Genomic DNA, 12,703 nt, shown 5'->3' on the forward strand with positions numbered 1-12,703 from the left:
TTTTTAATAGGCTTTTTTATAGTTCCTGAGAACGAAATTTATTCCGGTTTGTATAATATCACCCATAGTTTTACAATACTTGAAATTAACATCGTAGGTGAGTTTTTGTAACGCTGTCTTTAGTTCTGTAACATGAGCTTCCGGTGCGATATTGTCTGTTTTCATGATAGAAATAAGCTCATCAAACCTGTTTTTGCTGCTGGTCACTCTTTTTACAATTTGCGAACGTACTTCCTTACGGTACTGTTCAATAGAACTGGGCTTCAGTTTCTCCATGACCATTTTTACCATTTGATTGTTTTCCTTGAAATATTGGGGAAGATAAACCTTCAAATTCCCTTCATAAGTTTGCTGATCAAAATCGATAGGACGAATTCTGTAGATAACCTGGTCGAAATCGTGTATGGGAATAACCACATAATTATAAGAACGCATATCACCCAGGAGGCCAATGAGGCAACGCTCATTGAATTTTACGAATTCCTTGGAAATCTGTGCTTTTTCCAAATCTGTACAGTTGAAGAGGTGTTTCTGAATAAAAACATCTCCCGGAATTCCTAGAATATGTTCTTCGATCAACGTGTTTTTGTAAATCAGAAAGTTAATCCGGTTGGGAGAAAGCAGATCTTCAAGCTCCAGTCCATATATTCGGGAAGCATCCGCCTGTTTGATGTAAAAATTAGTATAATTATCGTTCAGAATATTTCTGACCCGAACCCGGAAAGGTTTAGAGTTTCCAAAGGTGCAAAAATCGATTGTGTCTACTTTCAGATAGGGTAAAGTAGCGGTATCTCCATCGGAATGAAGAAGGGTGTAAATTTTATTTAAATTAGCCTCAATTTCTTTAAATTCATATTCAGGATACATTACTCCAAGCCACAAAGTATCTTTACCATCCTTATCAAGAATATTCACACTGTCGCTAAACCTTAAGAGGTCTTCATACAAAAACCGAATCTCGGTTGTTCTGTTATATTTTTCCAGATATTGCTGTAATGCTTCTGAAACCGGGAATATTGGCTTTCTAAACGCTATTTTTACATCTTTCATGACCCTCTTTACTTTGTTTAAATATAAAGAATATTTTTTCTTGACGTCGGAGGAAATCGTATTTTAACATTCGTTTGGTGTTTCTCTATAAGAGTAAAGCATTCAAAAATTGTATTTTATTTTTTTATGATTTATTTTATTTATTTTTTCATAGCTTAGTGATATCGTAAGTGAGTGATTTTATGATGAATAATTACAGGTGAATCTAAGCAACCGAAGAAAAATTCTTGACAAAATTTTGTATGTTATAGTTTTTTTTTAAATTTAAACGCTGGATTGGTAATTTATTTCATTCGTTTGTAAATTATTCAAAAACAGATATTAACCAGAATAAGAAATCTCAAAATAATAATAATATGGCAATGTTTAATTATGGTGTTGGCGGAAACGAGGTAAAAGTAGACGCTAATGAAGCAATTCAGGAAATACAAGAAAATAAATCACTGATAGTAAGCCAACTTACAACAGAAGAATCGTACACTCCTGAAATTGTGACAGGATTAAAAACAGTGGAAGACGTTTTCAAACACTTTCAACCTTCTATAGCAGTACAGCACGAAACTGAAGATGGAAGCCTGGTTGAAGAGGAATTCCGTTTTCAAAATCTTGGAGACTTTACTCCTAAAAGCCTTACTCAAAAATCAGATTACCTTCAGCAATTGAGTATGGAACAGGAGCAGTACAACAAAATTGTACGCCAGCTGAAAACCAATAAAATTCTACGCAATATGCTGGAAAACGATCAGACAAGAGCTGCGTTCATAGAAGTATTGAAAGAAGTGGCACAAGAACTTGAAAAATAATTAAAGACTTAAATCAAATCATGGATAGCAAATTACAGGCACAAGAAAGCCAGCAGCAGGGGCAGCAGCAACATTCAGGGCAACCGAAAGGCAACCCGCTTGCAGAGCTCAATAAAATGGGAGGATTTGGCTTTGTTGAATCCGTCGTAGACGGTATTGCCAATATGAACCCAACAAGAAAGGCAAGAAAAGAAATCTTCCTGAACGATGGTAATAAATCAGACGAAAGAAAAGAACTTCTTCAGAAGATCAATCTTTGGGTAAGCCTTTTAGAAGGGAATGAACCAGCAGATAAAATGGCTGATACGTGCAAAACCAAAGCACAACAAGCTGATCAGAATCTTAAAACAAACTTGAAAAATACACTGGATGCCGTTCGTATGTTGGAAACCAACTACAGAACTGTAGCCCAATTCTATAAAAATACAGAATTGGATAAAGTGGATAATGTAAGTATTGTGAATGCAAGTCTGGATCAGGTTTCAGATTTAGATAATCCTTTATTTATCGATGCCATTTCTGAGGAATTTAAAAATTATTACGATCGTTTGGACCTTAGAGATAACTATTCAATCCTTGCGATCCCTGGATATTTAGGATCTAATAAAGTAATCGAGAAATGGGCAAAGATCTGTAACGAGAATAAAGTAATGATGGTTACTGACTTCGCAAACCTTGATAAACCGGATGACGTGGTAGACTTATTCCACTCAGCAAACCTTACAGGAGGTGAACTTCACAGAAGTAATGTGATTATGACTTGTAACTGGCTGGTGGGAAGAGGAAAAGCTGAAGAAGTTGGGGAAGAAGAAAACGTAGAACTTCCTCCTTCCACTTCATTAGCAGGAAAAATCCATAAAACATTGATGTCTCAGGTAGCTGCCGGTAAAAAACATGGTAATATCAATGAAGTAGATGCTGTTAAATTCGAATTGAAGAAAAGTGAAATTTCTCAGTTAGAAAAAATGGGTCTTGTTCCAATGGTAAATGAATACGGAAAAATTATGGCTTTCTCTGCGAAAACATTATTTACCGGTGACAATATTGGTCTTCAGACATATTCCGTAGTTCGTGTATTCGACTATGTGACTAAAGTATTATTGGACTTCCTGAACAGAAGAGCTTTCGAAAACTGGAATGCTAAAAACGAAGACGATCTGAGAAGACAAATCGTAACATTCCTGGATAATATCAAAGGCCCGGATAAACTGATTGAGAAATTTAAGATTGTTCGTTTTGAGCAGGATAGAGTAAATAAAGATCGAGTATGGCTTGATATCCGTATGACTCCTTATTTCCCAACAAAAAGTTTTGTTATTAAACTAGACGGACACAAGGGAGATGATGGTAATGAATGGGATGCCGAGTATGCTCAGGAATAAAAAAAACTACTTTTAATAAAAAAACCGATGCAATTTTACATCGGTTTTTTTCTACCAATACACCTATGAATATTAAAATGAACAAAAAACTTTTCATTGGATTGCCGGTTTTACTAATGGCTTTTTTGATGAGTTGTGAAAAAAAATACCAAAGTCCCGGCCATTACGAAGAAGATCTTTTTGCTGATGAACGACAAGAAGGAAAAGCCTATATCATGAACCGGGAAGAATGTTTTGATGGAAGCGAGCTCGTTATAGCCGGATCGGGAGTGAAATTGACCGACAGTTCGAAAGGGCGGGGAAGAAGCTTTTTTATCTATAAAGTAAACTCCGGTAAAGTATTAAAAACAGTAAGAGACTCTACAGTGGACTTTCCTATGCAATTTTTGTCTCTTCAAAGATTGAAATTAAAAGGCCATGGTGATGATTCAATATATGTTTACCTCAAACAATTAAAGGGGTATCGTTTTATTGCCAAGGATAAGAATCTTAAATATCAGTGGTTAAAAGCAGCACCTGTATATTCTGTGAAAGCTGATAAATAAATTTTATCTTTGCAAATCCTACTCAGCATGATATAGTGAAATTATAAATATTATTCGTGCGGGAAGAAGCATATCATAAAAAGCTAAACAAAAATTTTTTGGAGAAGGATAACACAAATTCAGACTTTCTACATGTAGGTAATAAAATACTGGATTGGTATAAAAATAATGCAAGGGATCTGCCTTTCAGACAGACAAAAGATCCTTATAAAATCTGGATCTGTGAAATTGTTTTTCAACAGACAAGGATTGCTCAGGGATTAAATCATTATAATAATTTTATTAAAAGATTTCCAGATGTGAAAACTTTGGCTGAAGCTGAAGAAAACGAAGTTTTACTCTATTGGAAAGGTCTGGGCTATTACTCCAGAGCAATTAATATTCATATCGCTGCTCAGCAGATTATGAACGATTATCAGGGTGTTTTTCCTGCACAGTATGAAGAAATTCTGAAATTGAAAGGTGTGGGTAAATACACTGCTGCTGCCGTGTCAAGCATTTGCTTTGGAGGAAAAATGCCGGCTGTTGACGGTAACTTTTACCGTGTTCTGAGCCGCCTTTTTGCTGATAATTTTGATATTTCAAACTCCAGAGCTTTTACCTACTTTTCAGAACTGGCAACATTAGTGATACCCGATAATGTGGGAGATTTTAACCAGGCGATGATGGACATTGGCTCTGAAATATGTAAACCCAAAAATCCTTTATGTGGTGAATGCCCGGTTAACGATGATTGTCTGGCTTTTTCCATGCAGAAAGTTTCAGAATATCCTGTAAAAACAAAAAAAGTAAAGGCAGAAAACCTTGCCTTAACTTATTACTTTGTGCACAAAAACGGAAAATTTTTGATCCGTCAGAGAAAAGATGATTTTATCTGGAAAAAATTATTTGAATTTCCAACTGCTATTCCTGTTGAAATGGAATCTTTTATTACCAGTTCAAGGACCATTAACCATAAACTGACCCACAAGAACTTAAGCGTTGAAATTTTTAATGTTGAGGTGAGTTCAGAAATACTATGGAATGATTTTATTGCTGAAAATCAGTACCTCATTACTGATGTTGAAGGCTCTCATGAAAAATCGTTTCCAAAGCCTCTGGAAAATTACATCCAAAACTCTCTGAAAGACTGAAATTTGTCTTCCGAAATCTAAAATCTAATTTGTACTTTTGCAAAATGATAAAAAAGGTCATTTTTATTTTTGTATCGCTACTTTTAATTTCTTGTGGAAAAGATTCTGTCCCGAAACCTTACGGAGAATTGCGTTTAGAATATCCAGCACCAAGATACCAAAAGTTTGAAAACAACTGTGCCTATACTTTCGAATATTCAGATTTTGCTACTATAACAGCAGCCAAAAAACCTTGTTGGTATTATTTGAATTATCCTCAAATGAAAGCTAAAGTTTTTGTTACTTATTATCCGATACAGAATGACTTTGCAGAACACATTAAAGAAGCCGAAAAAATGGTATATGAGCATACTATTAAGGCCAGTTCTATAGATACAAAGTCTTTTGAATACCCCGAAAAAAAGGTGTATGGGAATTTTTATGAGTTGAAAGGACAGAGTGCTTCTAATCTTCAGTTTTACATTACAGACAGTACGAAACATTTCGTAACTGCTTATTTATACTTTAATACGAGACCGAAACCGGACTCTCTGGCCCCTGCTGTGAACTATATCAAAAATGATATGAAGCACCTGCTGGATTCTTTTGAATGGAAAAAATAATTACTTTTAATATACATTGAAAAATATATGAAACTTTTAGTTGTAGGAAGTGTTGCATTTGATGCAATTGAAACACCATTTGGTAAAACGGATAAAATTTTAGGCGGAGCTGCCACTTATATTGGAATCACTTCATCTATTTTAGGCGTTAAATCCGGTATTGTTTCTGTAGTTGGAGGAGACTTTCCACAGGAACATCTTGATATGTTCACAAACAGAGAAGTAAATATCGAAGGAATTGAAATTGTAAAAGAAGGGAAAACTTTCTTCTGGTCCGGAAGATATCATAATGATTTGAATACCAGAGATACGTTGGCGACAGAAGTAAACGTATTGGAGAACTTTGATCCTAAAATCCCGGATTCAATGCAGGATGCTGAAATTTTATTACTTGGTAACCTACACCCCGGAGTTCAGTTATCCGTATTGGAAAAAATGAACAAACGTCCTAAACTGGTGATCCTTGATACGATGAACTTCTGGATGGATTGTGCATGGGATATTTTGATGGATATGATTGCTAAAACTGATGTAATTACTATCAATGATGAAGAAGCAAGACAACTTTCAGGAGAATATTCTCTGGTAAAAGCTGCTAAGAAAATCCACACCATGGGACCTGAATTTGTGATCATCAAAAAAGGAGAACACGGAGCTTTGCTTTTCCACGATGGTAAAGTATTTGCTATTCCGGCACTTCCTTTAGAAGATGTTTTTGATCCGACCGGTGCAGGAGACACTTTTGCAGGAGGTTTCGCAGCCTATCTTGCTAAAAAAGGTAAAATTGATTTTGATACCATGAAATCTGCTCTGATTGTAGGATCTGCAATGGCCTCTTTCACGGTAGAAAAATTCGGAACTCAAAGAATTGAAGAAGTAAACGAATCAGATATGTTCAGCAGATTAAGACAATTTAAAGAATTGACGACATTTGATATCGAACTGCAGTAAATAAGTCTTTTTAAGAAATATTTATAATAAAAAATTGAGTAAAATTCGTTAAGAATTCTAAATTTGCAACTTGTTTAAAATAGTAAAATGACAAATAGACTAAAAATCACTTTTCTCCTTGGGATTTTCATGATGATATTCTCTTCAAATATGATGAATGCCCAGCTAAAACCAGGAGATTTAGTGGATGGTATTGCTGCTGTTATCGGGAACGAAATTGTTTTGGAATCTGATGTAACTGAACAGATGAATTATGGAAAGCAGCAGGGAGCTTCAAACACCGATAAGTGTGAGTTCCTTGAAAACCTGATCAGTAATAAGCTTCTTGTATACGAAGCGAAAAAAGATACATTGATTGAAAACCGTTCTGCCGCTATCAAAGAACAGGCTAATCAGAAATACCGTCAGTTACTTGGTCAATTTCCTGATGAAAAAACATTATTAGCTGCTTATAAGTTCAGAAATGCTTACGAAATGAAGAACGCCATCGAAAAAATCGATACGGATCAATATTACGGACAGGCAAAATACCAAAGAGTTACTGATAAAGCAGATGTAACGCCTAATGAGGTAACTGATTTTTTCAATATGTATAAAACACAGTTGCCACAGGTAAAAGACGAAGTTACTTTGGCTCAGATTATGATGTATCCCAAATTAACGGAAGCTCATAAACAAGACCTTATCAATAGGCTGAAGAAGATCAAGCAGGATATTGCAGGAGGTGAAACCTTTGAAAGCCAGGCTAGAATTTATTCTGAAGATGAAGGTTCTGCATCTAACGGAGGATTATATAAGAACATCAATAAAGGACAGATGGTAAAGCCATTCGAGGCCGCAGCATTGAACCTTCAGGAAAATGAAATTTCTGATCCTATAGAATCTGAATTCGGTTATCACATTATTCAATTGATTAAAAGATCAGGTAAAGTATATGATGCAAGACATATCTTGTTGAAAGCGACTCCTACAGATGAGGAAATGAAAACAGCCAAAGCAAAATTAGACAGTATCAGAGGTCTGATTTTAGATGGTAAAATAACATTCAAAGATGCTGCATTCAAGTTTTCGGATGATAAAAGAACCAAATTTAATGCAGGGGTAATTCCAGGTGCAGACGGTTCAGATAAAATCGAAAGAGAAAGTATTCCGGGAACGATCAGCTACGAATTAGCCGGGTTGAATAAAGGAGATATCACAACTGCTTTTGATGAAGAAGAAAACAGAAGAAAAGTGGTAAAGATCATAAAATTAGAAGATGTTATTCCTTCTCACCAGATTACTCTTGAAACAGATTTCAGCAGAATCAAACAAATGGCCCTCAATAAGAAGAAAAATGAAATGGTTGAAAAGTTTGTCAATTCCAAGTTACCGACAACTTTCATTTCAATTGACGGACGCTATGATAATTGTAATTTCAAAGCCAACTGGAAGAAAGACGCCATCAAAAAATAATATCAAAACCTTCAGAATTTCTGAAGGTTTTTTTATGCTTGAAATTTCTGAAAACTTCTTATTTTTGATGCAAACGCTAAATAATGGATTATAATTTTTACAGGAAAAATTTTGAAGAAGCAATAGAAGATGTTTTTTTTATACAATTTGATCAGCTTTGTTTCAAACTATCTGTTGAAGAGGTTTTAGATTCTGTTGCGTTGAAAATTTATAAACCTGAATGGACAAATGATTTTGAATCTCCTTTAAACTCAAAAAGTAAAATTTTTTTTTTCGATTTGGATAAATGATAAAACTATTAAAGAAGGAAAATTATACTATAATATTCATGCTTTAAAACTCCGTGAACTGAAAGGTTTTAAAATTTCAAGCAGAGATTTTGCTGAAGAATTCAGAAGTAAATTTGTTGAAGATCTCTATGAATGGCAAAATATAAGTGTGAATTTTGGTCCTCAAACTTTAATGCAAGGTTGGATTCCATTGAATATTGAAACCATCCAAAGTGATATAATTGAGTTGGCCAGCAATTTTATCTCAGCGAGTCCTATCATCGATTCTACTTTAGAATATTATAAATCTGTGTAGTATTTTAACTGAAATTATTCAAAAAATTATCAAAGTTCCCATGTTCAGGATATTTCCTTTTAGTATTTTTACAGTATGAGCAATTTTATAGATTTCAACTCGGCAAAAAAATTACATGATATGCAGGCCAGCCAAAATAGAATTTCAGAACTTTTTAATATCAAATATCCGATTATCCAAGCAGGGATGATCTGGCATTCCGGATGGAGACTGGCATCAGCGGTTTCCAACTGTGGTGGATTAGGATTAATAGGCGCAGGAAGTATGTATCCTGATATCCTTAGAGAAAACATCCAAAAGTGCAAACAAGCCACTGATAAGCCTTTTGGGGTGAATGTTCCCATGCTGTATCCTAATATTGAGGAAATCATTCAGATTATTCTGGAAGAAGGAGTTAAAATTGTATTTACTTCAGCAGGAAATCCGAAAACCTATACTGAAACCTTGCAGAAAGAAGGGATAAAGGTTGCTCATGTTGTTTCCTCTACTAAATTTGCTGTAAAATGTGAAGATGCAGGAGTAGATGCTATTGTGGCAGAAGGTTTTGAAGCCGGAGGGCACAACGGAAGAGATGAAACCACGACATTTTGCCTTATTCCTAATGTGAAAAAGCATATTTCTAAACCTCTGATCGCAGCGGGAGGGATTGCTCTGGGCTCTCAAATAAAAGCAGCGATGATATTAGGTGCTGACGGAGTACAGATCGGTTCCCGGTTTGCTGCTACTACAGAAGCCAGCGCTCATGAAAACTGGAAAAAGAAAATCACGGAATTGCAGGAAGGGGATACCCATCTTACATTAAAAGAACTGGCGCCTGTAAGAATGGTTAAAAATAAATTCTTCAGCGAATTGGAAGATATCTATCAAATCGGAAGAAATAAAGAAGCATTAGTGGCATCTCTGGGCAGAGCAAGAGCCAAACGTGGAATGTTTGAAGGTGATATGGAAGATGGTGAGCTTGAAATTGGTCAGGTATCTGCTTTAATAGATGAAGTTCTTCCTGTCGAAATTGTTTTCAATCATCTTTTAAAAGAATTTGAAGAAGTAAAAATGCCGGCTTTTTAAGAATGAAAGGACAGATAATTGATGTAAAAGGGCATAAACTTTATCTAGAATATTTTAATTCAGATGAGAAAAGACCTGCCATTATTTTTTTGCACGATTCATTAGGCTCGGTGCAACTCTGGAGAGATTTTCCTGCTAAGCTGTGTGAGGCTACAGGATGTAATGTTCTGGTCTATGACCGTCTGGGATATGGAAAATCAGCTCCAATGGTTACTCATGAAAGACCTGTTAATTATATGGAGTTGGAGGCTGATCTGCTGAACGATCTCTTACATAAACTTAATATTAATAATGCTATCCTATTTGGGCATAGCGATGGTGGGACTATTGCATTGATTATGGCAGCAAAATATCCGGAAAAAGTAAAAGCTGTTATTTGTGAAGCCGGACATATCTTTGTGGAAGAGGTAACACTGAAAGGTATCCATGAAGCAGTAGAAGCTTATCAAACAACCAATCTTGCAGAAAGGTTACAAAAATATCACGGTGATAAAGTTGATACCTTATTCAAAGCATGGACAGAAACCTGGACCCGAGATGATTACCGCAACTGGAATATTGAATATCTTCTAAAAGATATTGTTTGTCCTTTGCTATTCATTCAGGGAGAAGCAGATGAATATGGTACTTTAGGTCAGGTTGAGAAAACTGTGTCTCAGGTAAGTGGTCATGTTGAAAAATTCATTATTCCCGGAATAGGACATACCCCTCATAAAGAATCTCCCGAACTGGTACTGGGCAGAGTCACTCAATTTATCGAAGAGTACATTTGAAATAAAAAAAGACTGTCTTTTGGCAGTCTTTTCAATTATAAAAGCTGTATTTCAGCTTCAATATTCTTTCTTGCCTGAGATTCGTATTTTTCCTTAAAATAGTCAGTTTTAAAAATACTTGTAAGTTCCAGAAAATGTTTAAGGACCCTTTTTCTTCCCGGTTTGTAAAGAATATCCGGATAGATGGAATATTCTTTCCTGATCATTTGGGTGTATTCTGAATACGTTTCAAAATCTTTTCCAAGGACAGAAAGGTCTGCATCCAAAAGAAAATTGGTATCAGCATCTTCAGACATTTCATGAGCTTTGGTCGCTATGATCTGATTGAAAATGATATTAATCCGATCTTTATCTAAGCCAAGTTCAGTAAGTCTGACTTTTGAAACTTCGGCACTCTTCTCTTCATTGGACTTTGAGGTTGCGTCATAAATGACATCGTGATAAAATACAGAAAAAGAAATAGCTACGAAATCTGAAATTTTGTCTTTTACAGATTCAAGCTCCAGAAACATATTTTCAAGATGAAGAAGTGTGTGATAACGTCTGTCTTTTTTAGTGTATTTTTTCTCAATTTCTGCCCACAAACGATTGATTAAGTCTTGATCTGTTGTAAATGGTAAACAGAGTTGTTCAAATCTATTTTTCAAACTCATAACGAATAGAGATAAAAAAAGGAACTTTTAAAAAGTTCCTCTGTTTGCTTCAAGAGCAGCTTTCAGCTCAGCCCAGCCGCCACCGTTATAACCGTCTTTTAATCCTTGAGAGTTAAGATATTCTAATGCTTTTCCACTTCTGTTTCCGCTTCTGCAGAAAATGATTACCGGTTTTTCAACAGATAAAATTTCATCTTGTCTGTCTTCCACTTCACCAAGAGGGATGTTTTTAGCACCTTCAATATTCCCGTCCATTTCAAGCTCCATTGGCTCGCGAACGTCGATCAATTCATAATTTCCGGATTGTATTACTTCTATTAAAGACATAGTTGTTGGTTTTAAACATTAAATTATAAACGAAATTACGTAATTTTTTATGAAAAACTCTCTACCGGATCTACTATTTAAAATAGAGTATATCCTAAAATTACAGATATAGCTTTATAATCTGAATTTATACTTACATAATCGCGAAGCAGTGTTCTTGACGTTCCCACCCTGATTTCAGCACTGAACTTGTCGTTGTATTTGTATCCGGCTCCGAAAACAAAATTATTTCCTGACGAAACTTCCAACTCGTTTCTGTCGAATTTTATGGAAGAACTCAAATTAAAATCAATTACATAGGCTGCATTTAAAAATATTTTAGAACGGTCATCCAAAAAGAAATAATGTCTTACTCCAAGAGGAAGCTCGATAGACTTATAGTCTGTCGTAGCAGTATATTTATATTCAAAATAAGAGCCCTCATTTTCAGTGATTTCCTTACTGCCTTTATAGTACTGGTAAGTAGGTTCTGCAAAAAGAGCCCATTTATTTTTATTGAATGGAAGAACATATTCAAATTCCAGCCCGATTCTGAAAGAAGTGTCTTTCCCAAAATCAGTATTCACTGACTCATAGCTATAGTTATGGGTTGTTTCAAATGAGGAAAAATTGACCCCTGGTCTTATGTTCAGGTGGAAAAGATTTTTCTTTGTATCAGATTTTGCATAATCAGTAATCTGGTCTCCGGAACACTGATTATATTGAGTAAATATCTTTGTAAGATCTTTGGTGGTATAGTTCACATTTTGAAGTTGCCCACTGTTAATACCGCATTTCAGATGTTCCGCAATCTGTTTTTTATAATCTTCATTGTATCCTACACTCCCCTGATCAATATAGTACGCTTTGTAAATAAGCTGTTCAGGCTCAGATTTTTCGGCATTGTAAAAAAACCTTCTGATATTACCATCTTCGTAGTAAAGAAGACCTGCTTTTCCTTCGATGATGTATTTAAGAAACAGGGTTTCCTCTTTTAAATCAGGGGCTCTGTTTTCCGACATAGAATTCAGGTTGGTAGAAGATCGGTCAACCATTACAGTCGCTCTTATATACTTCCGGTTACCATCAATGCTGAATTCCTTTACATTATTAATATTCTCCTTTTTAATTTCCGAAGAGTTGTCTGTCCTGTATTCAAAATCTACAGGATTATTTTTCCAATCCAGATTTTTGATCAAAACTTCCTTTCTCTCGCCGGAATTGTTGATGAAATATCCTTTTTCAAATCTGATTTGTGCATAATGGATGCCTGCAGCAAGAAATCCTGCTAAAAGACAAAGTTTTTTCATAGTTATTTAATAGTTTTTAAATGTTATTGCTTTTCAATGTACTTATTTAAAGACGACAAATTTATAAAATAATCTTAGTTTTGCAGTGTG

General features: G+C 35.1%; 14 protein-coding genes. 10 read left to right on the forward strand and 4 right to left on the reverse strand.

Going from position 1 to position 12,703, the window contains the following annotated elements:
- Positions 1-3: 3 nt before the first annotated feature.
- Positions 4-1,050 (reverse strand): hypothetical protein, encoded by a 1,047-nt coding sequence (locus C1631_RS12775; RefSeq protein ID WP_109712529.1) that lies wholly within the window; start codon positions 1,048-1,050, stop codon positions 4-6.
- 356 nt (positions 1,051-1,406) lie between these two features.
- Here C1631_RS12775 and C1631_RS12780 point away from each other — a divergent pair, with 356 nt between their 5' ends.
- The 10 genes from C1631_RS12780 to C1631_RS12825 all read left to right on the forward strand — a co-directional run bounded on the left by C1631_RS12780 (position 1,407) and on the right by C1631_RS12825 (position 10,344).
- Positions 1,407-1,853 (forward strand): type VI secretion system contractile sheath small subunit, encoded by a 447-nt coding sequence (locus C1631_RS12780; protein ID WP_165828291.1) that lies wholly within the window; start codon positions 1,407-1,409, stop codon positions 1,851-1,853.
- 20 nt (positions 1,854-1,873) lie between these two features.
- Positions 1,874-3,235 (forward strand): DUF5458 family protein, encoded by a 1,362-nt coding sequence (locus C1631_RS12785; RefSeq protein WP_103247702.1) that lies wholly within the window; start codon positions 1,874-1,876, stop codon positions 3,233-3,235.
- A gap of 77 nt (positions 3,236-3,312) precedes the next feature.
- Positions 3,313-3,780 carry a hypothetical protein gene (locus tag C1631_RS12790; protein ID WP_123966673.1) on the forward strand — a complete coding sequence of 156 codons (468 nt, stop codon included), beginning with the start codon at positions 3,313-3,315 and terminating at the stop codon, positions 3,778-3,780.
- Between the two features lie 98 nt (positions 3,781-3,878).
- Complete coding sequence (mutY, locus tag C1631_RS12795; RefSeq protein ID WP_103247713.1) at positions 3,879-4,913, forward strand: A/G-specific adenine glycosylase; 1,035 nt, start codon at positions 3,879-3,881, stop codon at positions 4,911-4,913.
- Positions 4,914-4,957: 44 nt separating this feature from the next.
- Positions 4,958-5,515, forward strand: a complete 558-nt coding sequence (gldD, locus tag C1631_RS12800; protein ID WP_109712530.1) for a gliding motility lipoprotein GldD — start codon at positions 4,958-4,960, stop codon at positions 5,513-5,515.
- 27 nt (positions 5,516-5,542) lie between these two features.
- Entirely contained in the window at positions 5,543-6,466 is a 924-nt protein-coding gene (locus C1631_RS12805; RefSeq protein ID WP_109712532.1) for a PfkB family carbohydrate kinase, read from the forward strand.
- Between the two features lie 87 nt (positions 6,467-6,553).
- Positions 6,554-7,921, forward strand: coding sequence for a peptidylprolyl isomerase (locus C1631_RS12810; RefSeq protein WP_109712535.1), 1,368 nt, complete (start codon positions 6,554-6,556; stop codon positions 7,919-7,921).
- Positions 7,922-8,004: 83 nt separating this feature from the next.
- Positions 8,005-8,211, forward strand: coding sequence for a hypothetical protein (locus C1631_RS24375; protein WP_103247706.1), 207 nt, complete (start codon positions 8,005-8,007; stop codon positions 8,209-8,211).
- Positions 8,212-8,626: 415 nt separating this feature from the next.
- Positions 8,627-9,571: an NAD(P)H-dependent flavin oxidoreductase gene (locus tag C1631_RS12820; RefSeq protein ID WP_109713306.1), complete on the forward strand. Its 945-nt coding sequence runs from the start codon at positions 8,627-8,629 to the stop codon at positions 9,569-9,571.
- 2 nt (positions 9,572-9,573) lie between these two features.
- The gene (locus tag C1631_RS12825) at positions 9,574-10,344 is read left to right on the forward strand and encodes an alpha/beta fold hydrolase (protein ID WP_103247707.1); all 771 of its coding nucleotides are present in this window, start codon (positions 9,574-9,576) and stop codon (positions 10,342-10,344) included.
- 35 nt (positions 10,345-10,379) lie between these two features.
- On the opposite strand, the gene C1631_RS12830 is transcribed toward C1631_RS12825, so the two are convergent.
- From C1631_RS12830 to C1631_RS12840, 3 genes are all read right to left on the reverse strand, one after another.
- The gene (locus C1631_RS12830; RefSeq protein WP_109712537.1) at positions 10,380-10,997 is read right to left on the reverse strand and encodes an HD domain-containing protein; all 618 of its coding nucleotides are present in this window, start codon (positions 10,995-10,997) and stop codon (positions 10,380-10,382) included.
- Between the two features lie 27 nt (positions 10,998-11,024).
- Positions 11,025-11,324, reverse strand: a complete 300-nt coding sequence (locus C1631_RS12835; RefSeq protein WP_109712539.1) for a rhodanese-like domain-containing protein — start codon at positions 11,322-11,324, stop codon at positions 11,025-11,027.
- A gap of 77 nt (positions 11,325-11,401) precedes the next feature.
- The gene (locus tag C1631_RS12840) at positions 11,402-12,613 is read right to left on the reverse strand and encodes a porin family protein (protein WP_109712541.1); all 1,212 of its coding nucleotides are present in this window, start codon (positions 12,611-12,613) and stop codon (positions 11,402-11,404) included.
- Between the last annotated feature and the right edge of the window lie 90 nt (positions 12,614-12,703).

Origin of the sequence: Chryseobacterium phosphatilyticum, assembly GCF_002899825.2 — a bacterium.
Classification (GTDB): Bacteria; Bacteroidota; Bacteroidia; order Flavobacteriales; family Weeksellaceae; genus Chryseobacterium; species Chryseobacterium phosphatilyticum.